Below are 22,247 nucleotides of genomic sequence, written 5' to 3' on the forward strand. Positions count from 1 at the left end.
ACAAGAATAACCAATGATGCGGGAACTAAATAAATATGCCATGCAGCATGGCATCATTTTCGGACTCTATGGGGTGGTTTCCATCCTTGTACAGAGGTATTCCATCAGTATGACTTGGTTGGGAATTGTAAATTGGGCATTGATTATATATTCGGTTTTCCTGATGATACGTCTGACAAGGAAGTATCGCTCTAAGGTAATGAATCCTCGTCTGGGCTTCTCTTTCGGCAATGCGTATTTGCACAGTCTCTTCACGGCATTCTATTCCATGCTCATCATAGCGGCTGCAACCTATGTATATATGGCATTTATAGATGGCGGTGAATACACGCGTCAAGTGATTGAAGTCATGCAGAAAGAATTTCAGCAGTCTGGAGCACAAGGATTTCCAGGCATGAAAGAATATCTCAAGGAGTTCAAAAATGTAAAACCTGCAGATTATGCACTTTCTGTAATTTACATCAATGTCATTGTGGCGCCTTTGATGTCGCTGATTGTGGCTGCTGTGTGTAAGAAAAATCCAGCATTCGGAGATGCTGAAAATATTCAGAATTAAAACTATCCATAAAACAAGAAACAATGGACAAAGAGTTAAATATATCCGTAGTAGTACCTCTCTACAATGAGGACGAAAGCCTTCCTGAACTCTACGAGTGGATCACTCGGGTGATGAAGGAAAACAATTTTACCTATGAGGTCATTTTCGTCAACGATGGAAGTACAGACAATTCGTGGAATGTAATAGAAGAACTTGCCGGCAAGGATAGTCGTATTCACGGCATTAAGTTCCGTCGGAACTATGGAAAGTCGCCAGCGCTTTTCTGCGGCTTTAAGGAAGCGCAGGGAAGTGTGGTCATTACGATGGATGCCGATTTGCAAGACAGTCCCGATGAAATACCCGAACTCTATCGCATGATAACAGAAGAAGGCTACGACCTCGTCTCAGGCTATAAGCAAAAACGCTATGACCCGCTGTCAAAAACCATTCCTACAAAACTTTTCAATGCCACGGCAAGGAAAGTGAGCGGAATAAAGAACCTGCACGACTTTAATTGCGGTCTGAAAGCCTACAGGAAGGATGTGGTAAAAAATATCGAAGTCTATGGCGAAATGCACAGATATATCCCATATCTTGCAAAAAATGCAGGATTTGATAAGATAGGTGAAAAAGTGGTGCACCATCAGGCTCGTAAGTTTGGGCATACCAAGTTCGGCGGACTGAATCGTTTCGTCAACGGCTATCTCGATCTGCTCTCGCTGAGTTTCCTCAATTCCTTCGGAAAGAAACCCATGCACGTCTTTGGCTTTCTGGGCTCGTTGATGTTTTTCATAGGATTTATTGCGGTCATAATCGTAGGTGCAGTAAAACTCGTGCACCTTTGGAATGGCACACCGGCACCGCTCGTAACCGATTCGCCCTATTTCTACATAGCACTGACCATGATGCTCTTGGGCACACAACTTTTCTTGACAGGCTTCGTGGGAGAACTCATTAGCAGAAATGCAGACAGCAGAAATGAATATCAGATTGAAAAGCAAATCTAAAGCATTAGCCCTTGCCGTCTGTGCCATCTTGGTATCAACCGCCATGTCGCTGACACAGTCCTGCTCAGAAGTGGATTGCCCGCTCGACAATGTTGTGGTGATGACCTGCGGCCTTTACGACGCTAATGGCTCAGAACAGAATCTTACCGACTCGCTCACGGTCATGGCGGCAGGCACAGATTCCATATTGCTTAACGGGGCACAGAATGTCTCTTCATTCGCACTGCCTATGAACTATGTGGCTGATGTCGATACACTGATTTTCAAATTTACCGAAGTGGATGGAACATCATATATTGACACGCTAAGAGTGAGCCATACCAATGAAGCGCACTTTGAATCGTTGGATTGCCCATTGTCATTCTTCCACGAAATTAAAGACGTTGTAACCACACATAATGCAATAGATAGTGTGGCGATAGTTAGGAAACAAGTAAATTATGAAGATGTCGAAAATCTTAAGATTTATCTTGCCAGCCATATTGAGTAGTTGCTTCCTGCTCAGTGCCATGGCTCAGACCGACACCATTCGCTTCAGAGGGGTGCAGTCGCTGCCGGGCAATGTGCCGCCTGATAAAGATGCGCCAAAATTCGCAGGAATGGCGGTTTCCTTCGATTTGGCTGGAGCGGTTATGGCGCTGGCTACGTCATACGGGCAATACGAAGGAGCAATACGTGCAAATTTCAAGCATCGATACTTCCCGGTAGTGGAATTGGGACTTGGCGTGAGTGAAAAGGAGGATGATGGAACAGAGTTGAAGTTCAAGACGTCTGCACCATACGCACGTATAGGTCTTGACTATAATTTTGCAAAAGACTGGCGCACAGGCAATCGCATCTTCGGAGGTGTGAGAGTGGCATACACCAATTTCAAATACGATCTCACTTCGTCAGACATTATCGACCCTGTCTGGAATACACCAGTGCCCATCAACTTCAAAGACGTGAAATCTGATGCCATTTGGGGTGAATTGGTCTTCGGGCTCGAAGCAAAAATATGGAAAATCATACATCTGGGTTGGACAGCAAGATATAAACACCGTTTTCATCAGAAAGTCTCAGAACCCGGACAGGCATGGTATATACCGGGCTTCGGAAAAAATGACTCGCACGTCTTCGGCGCAACATTCAACTTTATCGTAGATATCTGAGAAGTGTAGATACCTGCATCCCAAGTTTCAAATCATAGTACGAATGGACAATCCTCAAAATACCAAGCGACAGCCAAAATCGCTCAGTCCGAAACTTAAATGGACAATCCGTTTGCTGTTCCTTCTTTTCCTCGGCGTTGCATCTTTTTATATCATCAAGCGTCATCAGCAGATGGAAATGCGTACGGCGCAGGGAAAAATATTTGGAACTACCTACATGGTGAAGTATATCTCCAGCGAAGACCTGACTCAAGACATTGTGAAAGAATTGGATGCAGTGAATGCCTCGCTCTCCATCTTCGATGAGAATAGCACTATCTCAAAAATCAATCAGAATATCACCGACACCATCGACGAACACGTCAGGTACGTCTTCAATCTTGCCACACAAGTGTCGCAAGCCACAGATGGTGCATTCGACATCACCGTGGGACCGCTGGTCAATCTCTGGGGGTTTGGTTTCAAAAACCGTGGTAATGTAACTGACGCGCAAATTGATAGCCTCCTCCCTCTGGTGGGCTATAAAATGTACCGAATAGAGGGAAAGTCGGTCGTGAAAGACAATGTTGATATGGTGTTCGACTGCGGTGCCGTAGCAAAAGGCTATGGCGTTGACCGGGTGGCACATGCCCTGCAACAGCATGGCGTGGTGGACTATATGGTAGAAATAGGAGGCGAGGTGGTGGCAAAAGGGCATAAGGACAAGGGGCAACCTTGGGTAATAGGTATTAGCACCCCCTCTGAAAATGCCGTGGCAAACCAGGAAATAGAGGCTAAAATCACACTCAGTAATAAAGCAGTTGCTACAAGCGGAAACTATCTCAACTATTATGAAAAAGACGGTAAACGGTATGCCCACACCATAGATCCCAAGACAGGCCGTCCTGTACAGCATTCGCTACTGTCTGCCACAGTCATTGCTGCTGATTGTGCTACCGCCGATGCTTATGCAACATCCTTCATGGTGATGGGGCCGGAAAAGGCAAGGCAGGTTCTCGCGAAGCACAAAGAATTGCAGGCTTTCTTCATCTGCGATGATGGGAAAGGTGGCACAACAACATGGAGTACAGATGGGTTCAAAAAAATGGTGTCACAATAATAAAGGTGGATTTTATTCATAGTAAGTTTTTTTACTTCCTCAGTTTTTAATCGTTGCAAGCAGACAATTTATATCGACGCTTATTATTGCTCCCGTTTTTTCAGGGGCTGCCGGAACACGATTATTATGAAATTGCTGAAAGAATAAGGCTGTATTTCCGGAATTATGTACAAGGCACCACTATCGTGCGTCAAGGTGATGAATGTGATGCATATCGTTTCGTGCTGCGTGGAGCATTGAAAGTGGAGAGGGAAAACCCTGCGGGAGATTATATGCTTACGGAATGGACGGATAAACCCACACTTATTTGTCCCGAATCGTTGTATGGATTGGATACGGCACACACGAGGTCTTTCTCTGCCGTTTCGAATGTCAGTGTGCTGGAAATTTCAAAAACAGATGTATTCAATGTCTTGATGGAATACACCACATTCCGCCTGAACTATATGAATTACTTCTCGTGGCGACAACAGCAAGCAATGCGAATGGCATGGCAAACCATACCGAGAACACCGCAAAAACGGTTTGTCCAATTTGTTAAAAATCGCTGCCTGAGGCCGGTCGGCAGAAAGCAGTTGCAAATCACGCAGCAAGTCTTGGCGCGCGAAATGGCTGTGGCGCTGCAAGTGTTGCAAGCCATGCTCGAAGAATACAGAAAAGAGCAACTCATTGAAACGTCAAGAGGTATCATAGAAATACCTAACCTCGAAAAACTATGAAAAGAAAAAATGTAGCATAACGCAGCAAAGTAAGATTGCAACTGAGTTGCAACAAACCAGTCGTATCTTTGCAGCGTAAAAAAAATCATAAAAGCAAATGAAAAAGTCTTATAAGATAGAAGTGGATTGTGCCAACTGCGCCAATCTCGTTGAAAATGCTGCCCGAAAAGTGTCAGGCGTGAAAACCCTCACCATCTCTTTCATGACGCAGAAAATGAAAATAGAGTACGAAGATGATGTGCATCCGGAAGAAGTCTTGAAAGAAATCATCCGTGTGGCAAAACGCATAGAGCCTGATTTCAATGTGCTCTGATAAAAAATCTAAACACCAAGGGACTTTATTAAGATGACTTCAAAACAAAAGAAAGTACTCTTCCGGATACTCTTGTCGGCTGTTCTGATGGTGGGTCTCGCCCTACTTCCCGACAAGTCTGTCCTCCCATTCGGTGCTGTAGGGAAGGGCTTGGCCTATTATCTCGCCATCTACTTGATAATAGGCTACGACATCTTGCGCAAAGCGTGTTATGGCATTTTGAACCGCAGGGTGTTCGATGAGAATTTCCTGATGACCGTGGCAACATTAGGTGCTTTCGCCTTGGCGCTTTTCGAAGACAGTGGCGACTATAATGAGGCGATAGCCGTCATGCTGTTCTACCAAGTGGGAGAATTCTTCCAGAGTTATGCCGTAGGAAAAAGCCGAAACAGTATAGCAAAGTTGATGGACATCCGGCCCGACTATGCCAATCTCTGTCAGCCCGACGGAACCATACGGCGTGTTGATCCTGACGATGTGGAAGTGGGGACTGTAATAGTGGTAAACCCAGGCGAGAGGGTGCCGATTGATGGAGTAGTCATAGAAGGTGCGTCCTCGCTCAACACCTCCGCGCTGACAGGCGAATCACTGCCAAAAGAAATTGCCGAAGGAGAAGAAATCATCAGCGGGAGTATCAATATGACAGGTGTTCTGAAAATCCGGACAACAAAAGAGTTCGGAGAATCTACCGTCTCAAAGATTCTTGAAATGGTGGAGGACAGTGCAAGCCATAAGTCGAAATCGGAAGACTTTATAGCCCGTTTTGCCAGAGTCTATACCCCCATCGTCTGTTACAGTGCCTTGGCGCTCGCCATCATACCGCCAATCGTCCGCATCCTCTTCATAGGAAATGGTGCAGAGTGGAGCGTGTGGATATACCGTGCGCTGACATTCCTCGTCATCAGTTGCCCCTGTGCACTTGTTGTAAGCATTCCGCTGTCGTTCTTTGCAGGAATAGGGGGCGCAAGCCGTAGAGGTATTCTGGTGAAGGGAGCAAATATCCTGGAGAACCTGTCAAAAGTAAAAACGGTGCTGTTCGATAAGACAGGTACACTCACTCTCGGAGTCTTTGAAGTTACGGCTATGCACGATAAGGAGGATCATGATAATAATGATGAAGAAGAAAAAGCAAGGCTTTTGGAAATCGCAGCCATTGCCGAATGTGCTTCGTCGCACCCCATCAGCAAAAGTCTGCAACGTGCCTACAACAGACCGATAGACCATAGCCGCGTGAGCGATATAAAGGAAATTGGCGGACAAGGCATAACGGCTGTCGTTGATGGTCAGAAAGTGGCTGTGGGTAATGAGAAACTGATGGAGCAGATGGGTGTTCAATATTGCCATTGCCATACGGCAGGCACCATCGTCCATGTGGCTGTGGAAGGCAAATATGCGGGGCATGTAGTGCTCGGAGATGTCGTAAAACAGCATGCAGCAGAAGCCGTCAAGGCATTAGGTGCCGTAGGAGTTGCCCGTACAGTAGTGCTTACGGGCGATGCTGATGCCGTAGCGAGACAAACGGCTGAAACACTCGGAGTAGGGGAGGTCTATACAGAACTCCTTCCCAACGAAAAGGTAGAAAAAGTGGAAGCCATTATCTCTGAAACGAAAAACGGAAAAGTGGCATTCATTGGCGACGGCATAAACGATGCACCAGTCCTTTCGCGTGCTGATATCGGTATTGCCATGGGCGGTGTGGGGAGCGATGCAGCCATCGAAGCAGCAGACGTGGTACTCATGGACGACGACCCGAGAAAGATAGCCAAGGCGATGCGAATATCCAATAAGTGCATGAACATCGTCTGGCAGAACATCATACTCGCAGTAGGCGTGAAGGTCGTATGTCTCTTCCTTGGCGCATTTGGCATAGCAAACATGTGGCTCGCCATCTTTGCCGATGTAGGAATAATGATTATAGCAGTCCTAAACGCCATAAGAGCCATGTACATAAAGGAACAATAACCCCAAAAACGTCCGGTCTCGGACGTTTAAGCACAAAAAAAGCCGCCCGATTTCGGACGGCTGATTTTTTACCAAAAGGCTGAATTACTTCAACTCTGCAAGGTACTTAATGGTGCGAACCATCTGAGAAGTGTAAGAGTTCTCATTGTCGTACCAAGCAACTACCTGAACGAGTGAGTTGCCGTCGCCAGTCTTTGAAACCATTGTCTGGTTAGCGTCGAAGAGTGAACCGAACTTCATACCGATGATGTCGCTTGAAACGAGTTTCTCTTCTGTGTAACCGAATGATTCGTTGGCAGCAGCCTTCATGGCAGCATTGATGTCTTCTACAGTTACTTCACCCTTTACAACAGCGTGCAGGATAGTTGTAGAACCTGTGGGAGTAGGAACGCGCTGAGCAGCACCAATCAGTTTGCCGTTAAGTTCAGGAATAACGAGGCCGATAGCCTTTGCAGCACCTGTTGAGTTAGGAACGATGTTCTGAGCACCGGCACGAGCGCGCTGTACGTCACCCTTGCGCTGAGGACCGTCGAGAATCATCTGGTCGCCAGTGTAAGCGTGAACGGTAGTCATGATTCCGCTCTGGATAGCAGCGAAATCGTTCAGAGCCTTGGTCATAGGAGCCAAGCAGTTTGTGGTGCAAGAAGCAGCCGAAATAACAGTGTCAGCAGGAGTAAGCGTCTTGTGGTTTACGTTGTAAACGATGGTGGGAAGATCGTTACCTGCAGGAGCAGAGATAACAACTTTCTTAGCACCAGCCTGAATGTGGGCAGAAGCCTTTTCTTTTGATGTGTAGAAACCTGTGCACTCCAATACAACATCTACGTCGAGTTCGCCCCAAGGCAGCTCTGCTGCGTTAGGCTTTGCATAGATAGTGATCTTCTTGCCGTCAACTACGATGTAGTCTTCACCAGCCTCTACAGTGTGCTTGTTCTCGCCGAATTTGCCAGCGAAACCACCCTGAGCGGTGTCATACTTCAACAGGTGAGCCAGCATCTTGGGGCTGGTCAAGTCGTTGATGGCTACTACCTCATAACCTTCAGATTCGAACATCTGACGGAAAGCGAGGCGACCGATACGGCCGAAACCGTTAATTGCTACTTTTGTCATGATTTTTTGATTGTATTAAAAAATGAATATTGTTGGAATTTATTGACCAATTAAAGGTGTTACATCGCATCAGAGATGGAAAAATAAGCAGAAAAACTAAATTTTTATCTCTTGTGCGAAGCAAAATTACAAAATCTTTTTACTTTTGCGGTAGCAAATCATTAAAAATATTCAACATTCGTTGATTTGCAAACTTTTATGCTATCTTGACTTGTCAAGTTTGGCAAAAAAACAAAGCATGGATATGTTAAATTTTAAAAATACATAAATTATGGGATTTATCAAAGAATTTAAGGAATTTGCCATGAAAGGCAATGTCATGGACATGGCTGTCGGTGTAATCATCGGTGGAGCATTCGGAAAAATCGTGTCGAGTTTAGTGGACGACGTTATTATGCCGTTGGTAGGTATGCTGACAGGCGGTGTTGACTTTACTAAACTCTCAGCAAAGATAGGCGAAGCAGAAGTAATGTACGGTAGCTTTATCCAGAATATCATCGACTTCCTCATCATCGCATTCTGTATCTTCCTTATGATTAAGGGCATGAACAAACTCTCACGCAAGAAGGAAGAAGAACCCGAAGCACCCGCAGAACCGTCGAACGAAGAAAAACTCCTCGGCGAAATCCGCGACCTGCTTAAGAAACAGGCATAATAGTCCATAACGGCGCATTATAAAAAAACAGAGTGGGGAATAATCCTCACTCTGTCTTTTTATCCGAATCGGTCATTTGCCTCCAACAGCGTCAGATTATTCAATATCAATCTGGAGTTTCTGAGGCAGTGTCTTCTCTGGCGCCAATTTAGGTATTTCTATGGTAAGAACACCATCGCTGACGCGTGCTGAGATGGCGGCTTTGTCCACATTGTCCGGAAGAATCAGACTTTGCTGGAACTTGGAATAGTTGAATTCGCGGCGCAGGTAGTGCTTCTTCTCATCGCCTTCCTGCTTCTCTTGCTTCTTCTCCATGCTCACCACGAGGTTGTTCTCGTGATCCACATGAATCTGGAAGTCTTCCTTAGTCATGCCTGCTGCAGCCACCTCTACGGTGTAGCCGTTCTCTTTTTCTATCACATTCACTGCGGGAGTGGAATAACTCTGACGGCGAGGATAATTGGTGTCAAAAAACTCATCGAAAAGACTTGGCACCCAGTTGTTGTAATGTCTGATAGTACTCATAATTCTAATCTTTTTTAATTTGTTCTTTGTTTATCTGTTGTCTTGTTTGTCTCTGACCATAAATTTACAAATACCATGCCAAAAAAATAAAGGCCATTTGCAGAACCTTCTACTTAAACTAATTCAGGTATCAGAAGTAAAAGCCCGAAAGGCCGACAGGAACCCCAGTTTTTATGCAATAGCGTGGATGCGTCCCGAAGTACCGCAGGAAGAATCGAAAGCCACAAGCAAATCACTCATGTCACAAAACTCCCCCGGCGGCCGGCACTTTGGGAGTCTTTAGTTATAGGACTGTTCACGGTGTTCACGGTGTTCACAGTGTTCACAGCGTTCACAGCGTTCACAGTGTTCACAGCGTTCACAGCGTTCACGATGTTCATGCGTTCACGGTGTTCACATTCCTAAAGCGTGAACGCGTGAACACTTTGTCTTGATACGGCTGTTTTTTGTGCTATGATTTGAAAGTGTATCAAAAAATAAAGAAGTCGCCTAAGGCGGGAAATCCTTCAGACCTTTTCAAATTATTAAAAAATAATCGTTTTGAAAATCAATTTATTAGGTTTGTGCAGATTTGTGCAATTTCTGCGTGACAGCGCACTCCGTTGGTTTTGATACACTTTCTTACAGTATATAGTATGAATAGGCAAAAATATTATAAATCAAGTATTTACGCTAATCCTCTTTGTTTATTTGTCGCTTTTGTGCTTACAGCGCGCCAATGCTTTTGATCATATTCACTCAGGGCGCTGCCCTCGGGCTATGTGCTTTCAGTGCTATCAGTCTGTTTATTGGACATCAATAAATTAGGGAATGATAAACGTGTTGTCCCCGATTATGGTATTAATATTCGGCAATTTTTATTAGAAATATCAGGAAAAAGAGTATTTTTGTTTCGAAAGTTTATAATTATTAGAAAAGTTAGGAGCCATATGACAAAGAAAATTATTAAATTAACAAAAAGCAAATTGAACGACATAATCAGTGAAGAGGTAAAAAAGGTACTAAAAGAGGGTATTGATATTGACACTAATTCAACACCACATACGGTTGGCTTTAATCCAAACCATCAAGAATATGTTGATACGAATGACCCTTGGAATCCTCAACCAATTTACAACAAAGTCAATGGTTATAATGTTATTTCTGTTTTCATGAGGAAGAAAACAAATGACAAATATGATGCAAATCCTTTATTAAAGGCATTAAAAGGGCATAAAGATTGGGAACTTAAGAACGAACACTATGACATAATGTCTCTATTACGTAGATTTGTGGCTGTTACAAAAGAATTGAATGATAGTTTTGATGTGATAATTACAACTCCGTCAAATAATTCACTTAATAATAGTATATTTAATATAGTTAAAAGAATTATACCTCACTCGACTGCGGTAAAACATTTCTTTACAAAATATGAGGCTAATTATGTTTTTGACTATATGATAGATGATGACCTTATTGCTCAAATGACTAATACAGAAGAAGAATATAAAATTTGTAAAAAAGAAATAGAAAGGTCCATATTGAAAATGAATCGGAAAAACGATGGTATTTTTTCATATAAATACATTGAAGAAAAGTATAGACAATACGTAATTCAGTCAATGTTTATTTCTGATGAAGTAAAAAGTAATTTGGAATTAGCCAATGATATTAATGGCAAAAGAATACTTGTGCTTGATGACACAGTGACAAGCGGTAAGACGATATCTGATTCAGCAGAAGCATTGATGGAAACATTTGACCCAAGTGATATAACGTTTCTTACTTTGTTTAGTCCTTTAACTTAAATAGTTTTTGAATAGACGCAAATATAATTGATAACATTAATCGGGGACAACTTGTCTATCATTCCCATAAATTATTATTCTCTTATTGATTCACATGAATTATCACTGATACTTTATAGTTTATAGTTTATAGTTTATAGTTGACAGTTTATAGTTGCTGTTCGGCAGTTGTTCACGCTTCAGGTGTATTTGAACACCCAATATTATATATAAATATATTGATATTCTGTTTGTTAAGTAGATTTTTTTGTTCAGGTGTTCACGCGTTCACGCTTTAGGAATGTGAACACCGTGAACGCATGAACACCGTGAACGCCATGAACACCGTGAACACCATGAACGCTATTAGAAACAAAGACAATGAAGGCAGGTAAATATCGACCCGCATTGATACGTCTTTTCTTCCTTTTTAGGGCGTTTTTCTTTAAGGTCGTTCTATAAATTAGGCTTGTGTGATTTGATAAGAAAACATCAAAACTAATCATAACTTAAAAATCTGATTTATAGAATTAGTGTCGCTCGAACTTGCCCGCTTGCAAGCAAGAATTCGTGGTTAAAAATCTGCAGGTACAAACTTTTTATGCAAATTAGCAAACGTAGTTGCAATTTAGACTCGTAATTGAAACTACGTGAACCTACAATCTTGATTTTCTGACAGATTTTCAGTTGGATTTCTAATTTATGCAGCGCCCCTAAATTACATTCCACCCGAAAAATGTAAATTTGCAGTCATATTGAAAAAGCAAAGGAATGAAAACAATTCTCATAGCCGATAGCGGTAGCACAAAGACTAACTGGACATTATGTCGAAACAATCAGGACACGTTAAGGCTACAAACACAGGGCATCAATCCTTACCAACTCTCTGAAAGTCAGATAAAAGATATATTGTACGGCGAACTCCTTCCGCAGTTGGACGGCGCGCAAGTGGACGAAGTGTATTTCTATGGTGCAGGTCAGCGCGATGAAATGCGCGGCATGACGACGAGGCTGCTGAAGGAGGTTCTTACAGCGTCCGTTGTAGAGGTGCATTCGGATTTGATAGGGGCGGCACGCGCCCTATGCGGAAAAGACGAAGGCATAGCCTGCATACTCGGCACGGGTGCCAATAGTTGTGTGTTCGACGGCAAAGAGATTACCTGGCAGGTATCGCCACTCGGCTTTATTCTTGGTGATGAAGGAAGTGGGGCAGTGATAGGGAAACGACTCGTGGGAGATGTGCTGAAAGCCCAACTGCCGGACGATATCTGCAAAGCATTCTTCGAAGAAACACCGCACACCGCTGACGACATCATCCGCAACGTCTATCGCAACACGTTTCCCAACCGCTTCCTTGCGCAGTACACCCACTTCGTCAGTCGTCATATCACACATCCGGCAGTAGAAGAACTCGTTACGACAGAGTTTGAGCGTTTCTTCAAGCGTAACATAGCCAATTACAATCGACCTGACCTCGCAGTGAATTTCGTGGGCAGTGTGGCAGAAGTATTCCTGCCGCAACTCCGGCAGGCTGCCGAACGGTGCGGATTCCGCGTCGGCAAGGTCATGAAAGACCCTATGGAAGCCCTTGTTGGCTATCATTTGCAAAATCGTTAATGCCCCTTTACTATTTGCAAGAAAAATCGTAACTTTGCGCAAAATTTAAAACCTAACACAAAAACCAATATGAAAAAAAGTGCTCTCCAAATTGCACGTGAGGCTTATCAGCCCAAACTTCCGCTCGGTCTCCGCGGAAATGTAAGTGTGAAAGAAGGTGAACCCACACAGAGTGTGGCAGACCAGGAAGAAATCAAAAAACTCTTCCCTAACACATACGGTCTTCCACTTGTAGAGTTCGTACCAAGCGAAGAAAAGAAAGACTATGCCCCCATCAATGTCGGTGTTATCCTCAGTGGTGGTCAGGCTCCCGGCGGACACAATGTGATTTGTGGTATCTTTGACATGCTCAAGAAGCAGAATCCCGAAAGCAAACTCTATGGTTTCCTTATGGGGCCTGGCGGTCTCGTTGACCATGACTACAAGGAACTCACAGCCGACATCATCGACGAATACCGCAACACGGGCGGTTTCGACCTCATCGGATCCGGTCGTACAAAACTGGAACTTGAAGGTCAGTTTGAGAAAGGTCTTGAAATCCTCAAGCAACTCAATATCACAGCCCTCGTGATAATCGGTGGCGACGACAGCAATACCAATGCTTGTGTGCTTGCTGAGTATTATGCCGCAAAGAATGCCGGCGTGCAGGTTATCGGTTGCCCCAAGACCATCGATGGCGACTTGAAAAACGAACAGATTGAAACCAGTTTCGGATTCGACACGGCTTGCAAAACCTACGCAGAAGTAATCGGCAACATTCAGCGCGATGCCAACAGTGCCCGCAAATACTGGCACTTCATCAAACTGATGGGACGTTCTGCCAGCCACATTGCTCTCGAATGCGCACTGCAGTGCCAACCTAACGTGTGCATCGTGAGCGAAGAAGTAGAAGCCAAAGAACAAACTCTCGACGAAATCGTTGAATACATTGCAGGCGTGGTTGCCAAGCGTGCTGCTGCAGGCAACAATTTCGGTACCATCCTTATTCCCGAAGGTCTTATAGAGTTCGTTCCAGCCATCAAGAAACTCATTGCCGAACTCAACGACCTCCTCGCAGAGCATGCTGCAGAGGTGGATGGTCTCGACGTGGCAGATATCCGCGAATGGCTCTGCAAGAACCTTACACCCGCAAATGCTGCCACATTCAAGAGCCTGCCCGAAGGTGTAGGCAACCAACTCGCGCTCGAACGCGACCCACACGGTAACGTACAGGTATCGCTCATCGAAACAGAAAAACTCCTCAGCGAGATGGTGGGCAAGAAACTCGCAGAATGGAAGAAGGAAGGTAAGTATGTTGGTAAATTCGCCCCATTGCACCACTTCTTTGGCTACGAAGGCCGCTGCGCTGCACCGTCCAACTATGATGCTGACTATTGCTATGCACTCGGTTCAAGTGCTGCACAACTCATTGCAAACGGCAAAACAGGCTATATGGCAATCGTAAAGAACACAACTGCACCCGCAGAAAACTGGGTGGCAGGCGGTGTGCCTATCACGATGATGCTCAACATGGAACGCCGTTCAGGTGCTATGAAGCCTGTAATTAAGAAAGCGCTCGTGCGCCTCGACGGAGCACCTTTCAAGACCTTCGCTGCTCAGCGCGAAGAATGGGCTGAAAACACTTGCTTCATCTATCCCGGACCAATCCAGTATTTCGGTCCGTCAGAGGTGTGCGACCGCACAACAGTTACGCTCGCTCTTGAACAGAACGCATAAAAATATCTGCATAGATTGTTAGACCAAAAGAAACAGGCATGGGAACACCCAGGCTTGTTTCTTTAGGTTTTTCAAAAATAAGTCTTTCAAACAAAGGCTGTATAAGATGAAAAAGAAATGTTGGACAGATATGGCACCTTTCGATGGCTTGCAAAATGATGCAAGACTCGGATTATGGCTGCAAAAAGACGGCAAACGTGCCAAATCGGCAAAGGTCGTTGCAGCAGTTGCCGTGCTGTATCTTGTCGCACAATTCTTTTTTGTCGCACCCTACGACAGGCTGTGGCAGGCCATCTACAATAATATCGGCATTCCCGACGGCTATTCCATTCGAGGTGTGGATGTCAGCCATCACCAAGGCGCCATAAATTGGGAAAAACTCAGTAGGGCAATAATCAAGGACGAACCTGTAAGTTTTGTCTTTATCAAAGCCACGGAGGGTGTCTCTGTCTCAGACGATGATTTTAAGCACAACTTTGAGCAAGCCAAGAAGTATGGTATTCTCAGGGGGGCTTATCATTTCTTTTCGCCCACCGTACCGGCTGCAAAACAGGCTGATCATTTTATAAAAACAGCCCAACTACAGCCAGGCGATCTGGCACCGGTGCTCGATATAGAGGAAGTGGGCGACCTCTCAGATGAAGCCGTCAGAACAGAAGCCTTGATATGGCTGAAAGCAGTAGAGAAGAAATATGGCGTGAAGCCTATCCTCTACACATACCTTAAGATGAAGGAAGAATACTTCAGTACACCCGAATTCGATGATTATCATTTCTGGCTGGCACACTATTATTTACCCGAGATAAGATATAAAGGGAAGTGGAAATTCTGGCAACATACCGACAGGGGACGCCTTCCCGGAATAAAGGGAAGTGTAGATCTGAATGTCTACAATGGCTCTATGTATAACCTGCGTGAACACACCATACAGCATGTTAACTGACAAGGCTTCAGGCATTTACAGAATAAAAAACAACATAGCAATCCTCGCTGTGTTGACATTGTTTCTGTGCCCGCTGTTTTCGAGAGCACAACTGCACGATGTGTCCTTTAACGTAGGAGGAAGCACCTTTACAATGGTGGCTGTGAAAGGCGGAACGTTTCAGATGGGAGCAAGGCTTGATATCGATGAAGAGGCTGACGATGACGAATTGCCGGCACATACTGTTGAAGTTGGCGACTTTCTCATCGGGCGCCACGAGGTTACACAAAGCCTTTGGACCGCTGTGATGGGCAGCAACCCTTCTTATTTTCAGGACGGACGACGACCTGTGGAGTGTGTGTCATGGGAGGACTGCATGACGTTTATCTCGCGTTTGAACGCAATGACAGGCAAAAACTTCCGGTTGCCGACAGAAGCGGAATGGGAATATGCAGCAAAAGGCGGACATTATGCCAACGCATCATGCTATAGCGGCTCGGATGACATCAGCGACGTGGCATGGTGGGCAGGAAATGCAGGCAATGCTTTAGGAGGAGGGCACCCCGATTATGGTACTCATTCAGTCGGAAGTAAATATGGCAATCAGTTAGGCATTTACGACATGACAGGAAATGTTGACGAATGGTGTTCGGACAAGTATGATGCTGACTATTACAGACATTCCGCAAAAAAAAATCCACGAGGCACACACGAAGGCACCGAATATGTGGTGCGGGGAGGGGGATGGAACTATGCGGCAAAGTCGTGCCGTGTAACGAACCGCGACTCTAATTTCCCGAATTACAGCAACAACAACCTCGGACTGCGTTTGGTGCTCGATGCAGATTGTCTCACTGCTGATACTGATGCTGATACTGATGCCGATGCTGATGCTGATGCAGAAGATTCAGATAGCATAAGAGAAGAAACAGAAAATCTGCAGACCTCGTACGATTGGCAAGAAACCTATGATGATGAAGAGGAAGATGCAGTAGTCGCCCCTGTTTTGCAAACTCATGAGCCTGAAACAAAGAATACGAAAGAAAATCTTGCTGTACGTGCCGTACGCGACCGTGAAGTGAATGTGAAAGGCATAAGGTTTACCATGAAAGCAGTAGGGGGAGGAAACTTTACCCAAGGCGCTACCTCCGACCAAGGCGGTGCGTGCGAGAACGACGAAAAACCCGCGCACAAAGTCTTTTTGCGAAGTTTCTTGATAGGAGAGACAGAGGTAACACAAGAACTCTGGCAGATAGTCATGGGGAGTAACCCGTCGCGTTTCGTAGGGATAAATCGCCCGGTGGAACGTGTGTCGTGGAACGCATGTCAGGTATTCATACAAAAACTCAATGCTCTCACCGGTCTCAGATTTCGTCTGCCCACAGAAGCAGAATGGGAATATGCTGCACGCGGAGGAAACAAGTCCCGACAGACGAAATATGCAGGTTCAAACGACCTGTCAAACATCGCCTGGTGGCAGACGAACAGTGGAAGTAGCACCCATCAGGTGGCACAAAAACAACCTAACGAGTTAGGACTCTACGATATGAGCGGAAATGTGTGGGAATGGTGCAACGACAGATACGCAGAAAAGTATTATTCAATGCTTGTGGAGGGTACAGATGGCATGATATCCAATCCCGAAGGACCTAAAACAGGAACAAACCGCGTATGCCGGGGAGGCGGATGGTTCTTCGGACCCACCTTCTGCCGAAATGCCTTCCGGTTCAATTTCAACCCTGCCGACTCATCATACTATATAGGACTGCGTCTGGCACTCGATGCAGAATGATGCCTCAAAATAGGTTTCTCCAACTGAATTATTTTATGTAACTTTGCACCCTAAGAGAAAAGACATTAGAAAAAGAAAGACCAAACATGGAACTGAATGAACTGACAGCCGTCTCTCCGATTGACGGACGCTACCACAATAAAACCAAAAGACTTTCAGATTATTTCTCGGAAAAGGCATTGATGCGGTACCGTGTCAAGGTGGAGATAGAGTATTTTATATGGCTCTGCAATATGCCACTGCCACAACTACAGGGCGTCAATACGGACAACTTCGCCAAACTGCGTTTTCTCTATGAGAATTTCTCCGATGAAGATGCACGCCGAGTGAAGGAAATAGAAAGTGTAACGAACCACGATGTCAAGGCAATAGAGTATTACATCAAAGAGAACCTCGACAAAATCGGCGGCTTCGAACAGCAAAAGGAATTTGTGCACTTCGGGCTGACCAGTCAGGACATTAACAACACGTCGTTCCCAATGATGCTGAAAGATGCCATCGTCAATGTGTACCTGCCTTTGCTCGATGAAATCCTGCAGCAACTTAAAGACTACGAAGTGGAATGGCACGACGTCCCCATGCTGGCACGTACTCACGGACAACCTGCGTCGCCCACACGACTTGGCAAGGAAATTGCAGTGTATCGCTATCGGCTCGAAGAAGCCAGGAGAATGCTTGTGTCTGTTCAGGTAACAGCAAAATTCGGTGGTGCAACAGGTAATTTCAACGCTCACCATGTGGCATATCCGGAAATAAACTGGAAAGAAGTGGCAAATCAGTTTGTTGAGGAGGCTTTGGAGTTGCAGCGCGAGCAATTCACAACGCAAATCAGCAACTATGACGCACTGGCAGCAGTGTTTGACGCTATGAAACGTATCCATACGATTCTCATAGACCTCGACAGGGATTTCTGGCAGTATATCTCAGAAGAGTATTTCAAGCAGAAAATCAAGAAAGGAGAGGTGGGATCAAGTGCCATGCCGCATAAGGTGAACCCCATCGATTTTGAAAATTCGGAAGGCAACCTCGGCATAGCCAATGCCATACTTGAGCATCTAAGCCGAAAACTTCCCGTGAGCCGACTGCAACGCGATTTGACTGACTCAACTGTAATTCGCAACATAGGTGTGCCTATGGGACATGCAGTCATAGCTTTCGAGAGCACACTGAAGGGATTGCGGAAACTCGTTCTCAATGAAGCAGCAATTCTTGCCGACTTGGACAACCAGTGGGCAGTGGTGGCAGAAGCCATTCAGACCATTCTGCGCCGCGAAGGATACCCCAATCCCTACGAAACGCTGAAACAACTCACACGCACCAATACTCACGTCACGGAAGAGAGCATACATGCATTCATAGAAACCCTCAACGTGAGCGATAGCGTGAAAGAAGAACTTAGACAAATATCGCCACGCACATACGTGGGTATCTATTGATTATTGAAGACCTCATATAAAATTGAAGATAAGACAAATAAAAAGCAAAAAGATTATTAACTGACAAAAAAGAGTGTTTTTTTACGGAAATTGAAGAAATTTATTTTTGAATTAGCCGAGAGGCTATAATAAAAGAAAAAAAGAAAATGGCAGAATTTGACGATTTTGAAAAAACTGATTGGCGGTCGGGAGATGCCGAATCAGGTAGAGATCAAGACGCGTTCTCTTCACGAAACTATGAAGGGGACAATGGTACGTTCAGAAATTCAGGACAGCGCCCCTATCGCCCAAGGTTCAATAACAATGGTGGAGAAAACCGCCCGTACAGACCGCGCTTTAATGCTAATGGCGAACAGGGCGAATACGATAATCAGCGCCCCTATCGTCCAAGATTTAACCCTAATGGACAAAGAAACAACGATGGTTATGGTCAGCGCCCCTATCGTCCAAGGTTTAATCCGTCCGACGGAAGGAATACAGGCGGTGATGACTATAGTCCACGCCCATATCGTCCCCGTTTCAATCAGAATGGTGAACAGAATAACATGGGCTATAGCAATCGTGGAGTATATAGCAATAATCGCGGAGGTTATGGCAATCGTGGCAACTATGGTGCACAGAATAGTTATGGTGGCCGTGGCGGTTATAATGGTTATGGACAACGTAACTTACAAAAGCGCCGCCCGGCAAACAATGTGCGCCCTCTGCCAAAGCGCCGCACAGCCTTCCAGGAGAAGGTGGAAGATCCTGATGCACCAATACGCTTGAACAAGTATCTTGCCAATTCGGGCGTTTGTTCACGCCGTGATGCGGACAAGTATATAGAGGCAGGCGTCGTAACGGTAAATGGTGCCACCGTGACAGAACTTGGAACAAAGGTGCAAAGAACGGACGAAGTTCGTTTCCACGATCAACTCGTTAAGCCGGAACTCAAGATTTACGTGCTTCTTAACAAACCGAAAGGCTATGTAACGACAAGCGAAGACCCGCAAAACCGCAAAACCGTGATGGACCTCGTGCGTAATGCATGTCCTGAGCGAATCTATCCTGTGGGGCGTCTCGATAGGAATACAACTGGTGTGATGCTTCTGACCAATGATGGTGAGATGGCTTCAAAACTGACACATCCCAAATTTGAGAAAAAGAAAATCTATCATGTGTTCCTCGACCAGAACCTCTCGGCTGCTGACATGCAGAAAATAGCAGAAGGCATCATGCTCGAAGACGGAGAAATCAAAGCAGACGAAATACAGTATGCGCATCCCACAGACAAAAAGCAAGTGGGCATAGAGATACATAGCGGAAAGAATCGTATCGTTCGCCGTATCTTCGACGCACTCGGCTATCATGTTACAAAACTCGACCGTGTCTATTTTGCAGGTCTGACTAAGAAGAGATTACGTCGCGGAGATTGGCGCTATCTCACGGAAGAAGAAGTCAACTTCCTGCGTATGGGCTCTTTTGAATAACAAATCATACAAATCCGTTTTCTAAGATGAAAAGAATTAAAATAATCGATGTCCTTAAGTCGCAGGACTTTGGTCAATCCGTAAACGTAAAAGGCTGGGTAAGAACAAAACGCGGCTCGAAAGCAGTTAACTTCATTGCGTTAAACGATGGTTCTACAATCAAGAACGTGCAGATCGTGGCAGACGTGGAGAAGTTTGATGCAGAATTGCTCAAGCAGATAACAACTGGTGCCTGTCTTTCTGTCGTAGGTACACTTGTGCAAAGTCAGGGAGCAGGTCAGACGAGCGAAATTCAAGCCACGGAAATACAGGTGCTCGGACTTTGTGATGCCGAATACCCAATGCAGAAGAAAGGACAGACTTTTGAATATATGCGTCAACATGCGCACATGCGTCTGCGTACAAATACGTTCGGTGCAGTGATGCGTATCCGCCACAACATGGCTATTGCCATACATAAGTTCTTCCACGACCACGGATTCTTCTATTTCCATACACCAATCATCACGGCAAGCGACTGCGAAGGTGCCGGCGAGATGTTCCAAGTTACAACGAAGAACCTCTACGACTTGAAAATGGATGAAGAAGGCAAAATAGACTACAGCGACGACTTCTTCGGAAAAATGACAAGTCTGACGGTAAGCGGACAACTTGAAGGTGAACTCGGTGCAACGGCTCTTGGTGCAATCTATACCTTTGGTCCAACTTTCCGTGCAGAGAACAGCAACACACCACGACATCTTGCAGAGTTCTGGATGATTGAACCGGAAGTGGCATTCAACGACATCAACGATAACATGGACCTCGCAGAGGAATTTATCAAGTATTGTGTGCAGTGGGCACTCGATAATTGTCAGGACGACCTTGAATTCCTGAATAAGATGATTGACAAAACATTGCTCGAACGCTTGCATTTCGTCGTTGAACACGATTTCGTCCGTCTCAAATACACCGAAGGTATCAGAATCTTGGAAGAAGCCGTAGAGAAAGGTCATAAATTTGAGTTCCCCGTGTCATGGGGTATGGATTTGGCAAGTGAGCATGAACGCTATCTCGTAGAGCAGCATTTCAAGAAACCTGTGATTCTGACCGATTATCCGAAAGAAATTAAAGCCTTCTACATGAAGCAGAACGACGACGGAAAGACTGTACGCGCTATGGACGTGCTTTTCCCGCAAATCGGAGAAATAATAGGTGGCAGTGAGCGTGAGGATAGTTATGAAAAACTGATGGCGAGAGTAGAAGAACTCGATATTCCGATGAAGGATATGTGGTGGTATCTCGACACACGCCGTTTCGGTACTTGTCCGCACTCTGGATTTGGACTTGGTTTCGAACGACTTATTCTCTTCGTTACAGGTATGCAGAATATACGCGATGTCATACCGTTCCCAAGGACTCCAAAAACGGCTGAATTCTAAACTATAAGACATGCGAATTGTCATAAAAGACAGCGAACTGCAAAAGGCGGCTCAAGAAGGTATGGATGCCTTCTTGAGCGTCTTTGTTAAAGCAATAGAGAGAGAGATTGATGGCAAACTCACAGAGGAAAAGATGGCAGATATGCCGTCGGAATACATCACACTTTGGGCTTTCCATCTGCTGCATGAAGAGGTGATGGACGGAGGGTTTGTACAACTCATTGTCAACAGAAACGGCCCATTTATCTTCTTCAACCCCTTTGCCAAGGTCATGAGGCTGTGGGGACTGAAAGACCTCTCAAAACTCCTCTATCGTGGACGAGAACTGTTTGAAAAATATCGCGACCAATTAGAGGGCGATTTTACTGACGAAGAATTTATGGCATTGTACGAAACGATGCCGGAATTCGACGACCTCGATGATGAATTTGTGCTCGAAGAGGAAAGTTATGTGGAACGCATAGCCATCTACATCGATGAGCATATTGAAGATTTCGCGGACATTGAAAAATAACTGCGCTAAAAGGATTTGATGCAATGGCAAAGAAAAAGGCACTCAAAAGCAAAACCATAAACATAAAAAACAAAAGGGCAGAGTTCGATTATCAAATCATCGATCAATACACTGCAGGCATCGTTCTCTATGGCACAGAAATAAAAAGCATACGAGAGGGTAAGGCGAGCCTTGTGGATACGTATTGCTACATCAATGGCGGTGAAATCTTTGTCAAGAATATGTATATTGCCGAATATGCATTCGGCTCTTTCAGAAACCATGCCACACGCAGGGAACGCAAACTTTTGCTCAACAAGAAGGAAATCAGGTCGCTCGAAAACGATACAAAATCACCCGGTTTGACAATAGTGCCACTTTTGCTCTATATCGACGATAACGGACGTGCCAAAATGGATATAGCCTTATGTCGAGGAAAGAAACAGTACGACAAACGTGCTGCCATGAAAGAAAAGGACGCCAAGCGCGAACTTTCAAGAACGTTCCATAAAGAATATTAAGCCTTTCCAACA

General features: G+C 45.1%; 22 protein-coding genes. 19 read left to right on the top strand and 3 right to left on the bottom strand.

The window, feature by feature from the left end:
- Positions 1-13: 13 nt before the first annotated feature.
- The 8 genes from C7Y71_RS11085 to C7Y71_RS11120 all read left to right on the top strand — a co-directional run bounded on the left by C7Y71_RS11085 (position 14) and on the right by C7Y71_RS11120 (position 6,789).
- Complete coding sequence (locus tag C7Y71_RS11085; protein WP_111898801.1) at positions 14-556, top strand: DUF4199 domain-containing protein; 543 nt, start codon at positions 14-16, stop codon at positions 554-556.
- 23 nt (positions 557-579) lie between these two features.
- Positions 580-1,545, top strand: coding sequence for a glycosyltransferase family 2 protein (locus C7Y71_RS11090; RefSeq protein WP_111898800.1), 966 nt, complete (start codon positions 580-582; stop codon positions 1,543-1,545).
- The gene (locus tag C7Y71_RS11095; RefSeq protein ID WP_226943470.1) at positions 1,529-2,035 is read left to right on the top strand and encodes a DUF6452 family protein; all 507 of its coding nucleotides are present in this window, start codon (positions 1,529-1,531) and stop codon (positions 2,033-2,035) included. The genes C7Y71_RS11090 and C7Y71_RS11095 overlap by 17 nt, the downstream gene beginning before the upstream one ends.
- Positions 1,992-2,696 carry a DUF6048 family protein gene (locus C7Y71_RS11100; RefSeq protein WP_146739452.1) on the top strand — a complete coding sequence of 235 codons (705 nt, stop codon included), beginning with the start codon at positions 1,992-1,994 and terminating at the stop codon, positions 2,694-2,696. Before C7Y71_RS11095 ends, C7Y71_RS11100 begins: the two co-directional genes overlap by 44 nt.
- A gap of 43 nt (positions 2,697-2,739) precedes the next feature.
- Positions 2,740-3,795: an FAD:protein FMN transferase gene (locus C7Y71_RS11105; RefSeq protein ID WP_111898798.1), complete on the top strand. Its 1,056-nt coding sequence runs from the start codon at positions 2,740-2,742 to the stop codon at positions 3,793-3,795.
- Between the two features lie 86 nt (positions 3,796-3,881).
- Positions 3,882-4,514: a Crp/Fnr family transcriptional regulator gene (locus C7Y71_RS11110; protein WP_193215915.1), complete on the top strand. Its 633-nt coding sequence runs from the start codon at positions 3,882-3,884 to the stop codon at positions 4,512-4,514.
- Between the two features lie 97 nt (positions 4,515-4,611).
- Positions 4,612-4,827 (top strand): cation transporter, encoded by a 216-nt coding sequence (locus C7Y71_RS11115; protein ID WP_111898796.1) that lies wholly within the window; start codon positions 4,612-4,614, stop codon positions 4,825-4,827.
- A gap of 33 nt (positions 4,828-4,860) precedes the next feature.
- On the top strand, positions 4,861-6,789 hold the full coding sequence (locus tag C7Y71_RS11120; protein ID WP_111898795.1) for a heavy metal translocating P-type ATPase: 1,929 nt from the start codon (positions 4,861-4,863) through the stop codon (positions 6,787-6,789).
- 84 nt (positions 6,790-6,873) lie between these two features.
- On the opposite strand, the gene gap is transcribed toward C7Y71_RS11120, so the two are convergent.
- Positions 6,874-7,899 carry a type I glyceraldehyde-3-phosphate dehydrogenase gene (gene gap / locus C7Y71_RS11125; RefSeq protein ID WP_111898794.1) on the bottom strand — a complete coding sequence of 342 codons (1,026 nt, stop codon included), beginning with the start codon at positions 7,897-7,899 and terminating at the stop codon, positions 6,874-6,876.
- Between the two features lie 271 nt (positions 7,900-8,170).
- On the opposite strand from gap, the gene mscL reads away from it, so the two are divergent.
- Entirely contained in the window at positions 8,171-8,554 is a 384-nt protein-coding gene (gene mscL / locus C7Y71_RS11130; protein ID WP_111898793.1) for a large conductance mechanosensitive channel protein MscL, read from the top strand.
- Between the two features lie 96 nt (positions 8,555-8,650).
- Here mscL and C7Y71_RS11135 read toward each other — a convergent pair whose 3' ends face one another.
- Positions 8,651-9,079: an Hsp20/alpha crystallin family protein gene (locus C7Y71_RS11135; RefSeq protein WP_193215916.1), complete on the bottom strand. Its 429-nt coding sequence runs from the start codon at positions 9,077-9,079 to the stop codon at positions 8,651-8,653.
- A 236-nt stretch (positions 9,080-9,315) separates the two neighbouring features.
- Positions 9,316-9,459 (bottom strand): hypothetical protein, encoded by a 144-nt coding sequence (locus tag C7Y71_RS11910; protein ID WP_193215917.1) that lies wholly within the window; start codon positions 9,457-9,459, stop codon positions 9,316-9,318.
- A 408-nt stretch (positions 9,460-9,867) separates the two neighbouring features.
- Here C7Y71_RS11910 and C7Y71_RS11140 point away from each other — a divergent pair, with 408 nt between their 5' ends.
- From C7Y71_RS11140 to smpB, 10 genes are all read left to right on the top strand, one after another.
- The gene (locus tag C7Y71_RS11140; RefSeq protein ID WP_111898791.1) at positions 9,868-10,869 is read left to right on the top strand and encodes a phosphoribosyltransferase; all 1,002 of its coding nucleotides are present in this window, start codon (positions 9,868-9,870) and stop codon (positions 10,867-10,869) included.
- A gap of 750 nt (positions 10,870-11,619) precedes the next feature.
- Positions 11,620-12,465: an ATPase gene (locus tag C7Y71_RS11145; RefSeq protein ID WP_111898790.1), complete on the top strand. Its 846-nt coding sequence runs from the start codon at positions 11,620-11,622 to the stop codon at positions 12,463-12,465.
- A gap of 69 nt (positions 12,466-12,534) precedes the next feature.
- On the top strand, positions 12,535-14,181 hold the full coding sequence (locus C7Y71_RS11150; RefSeq protein WP_111898789.1) for a diphosphate--fructose-6-phosphate 1-phosphotransferase: 1,647 nt from the start codon (positions 12,535-12,537) through the stop codon (positions 14,179-14,181).
- 106 nt (positions 14,182-14,287) lie between these two features.
- The gene (locus tag C7Y71_RS11155) at positions 14,288-15,124 is read left to right on the top strand and encodes a glycoside hydrolase family 25 protein (RefSeq protein ID WP_226943471.1); all 837 of its coding nucleotides are present in this window, start codon (positions 14,288-14,290) and stop codon (positions 15,122-15,124) included.
- Positions 15,114-16,895 carry a formylglycine-generating enzyme family protein gene (locus C7Y71_RS12075; RefSeq protein WP_226943472.1) on the top strand — a complete coding sequence of 594 codons (1,782 nt, stop codon included), beginning with the start codon at positions 15,114-15,116 and terminating at the stop codon, positions 16,893-16,895. The genes C7Y71_RS11155 and C7Y71_RS12075 overlap by 11 nt, the downstream gene beginning before the upstream one ends.
- Before the next feature lie 86 nt (positions 16,896-16,981).
- Positions 16,982-18,331 (top strand): adenylosuccinate lyase, encoded by a 1,350-nt coding sequence (gene purB / locus C7Y71_RS11170; protein WP_111898788.1) that lies wholly within the window; start codon positions 16,982-16,984, stop codon positions 18,329-18,331.
- A gap of 146 nt (positions 18,332-18,477) precedes the next feature.
- Positions 18,478-19,800: a pseudouridine synthase gene (locus C7Y71_RS11175; protein ID WP_111898787.1), complete on the top strand. Its 1,323-nt coding sequence runs from the start codon at positions 18,478-18,480 to the stop codon at positions 19,798-19,800.
- Between the two features lie 26 nt (positions 19,801-19,826).
- Positions 19,827-21,221 (top strand): asparagine--tRNA ligase, encoded by a 1,395-nt coding sequence (gene asnS, locus C7Y71_RS11180; RefSeq protein ID WP_111898786.1) that lies wholly within the window; start codon positions 19,827-19,829, stop codon positions 21,219-21,221.
- A gap of 10 nt (positions 21,222-21,231) precedes the next feature.
- Positions 21,232-21,735, top strand: a complete 504-nt coding sequence (locus C7Y71_RS11185) for a DMP19 family protein (protein WP_111898785.1) — start codon at positions 21,232-21,234, stop codon at positions 21,733-21,735.
- Positions 21,736-21,758: 23 nt separating this feature from the next.
- On the top strand, positions 21,759-22,235 hold the full coding sequence (gene smpB, locus C7Y71_RS11190; RefSeq protein WP_111898784.1) for an SsrA-binding protein SmpB: 477 nt from the start codon (positions 21,759-21,761) through the stop codon (positions 22,233-22,235).
- Positions 22,236-22,247 lie beyond the last annotated feature (12 nt).

It is taken from the genome of Pseudoprevotella muciniphila (assembly GCF_003265305.2).
Classification (GTDB): Bacteria; Bacteroidota; Bacteroidia; order Bacteroidales; family Bacteroidaceae; genus Alloprevotella; species Alloprevotella muciniphila.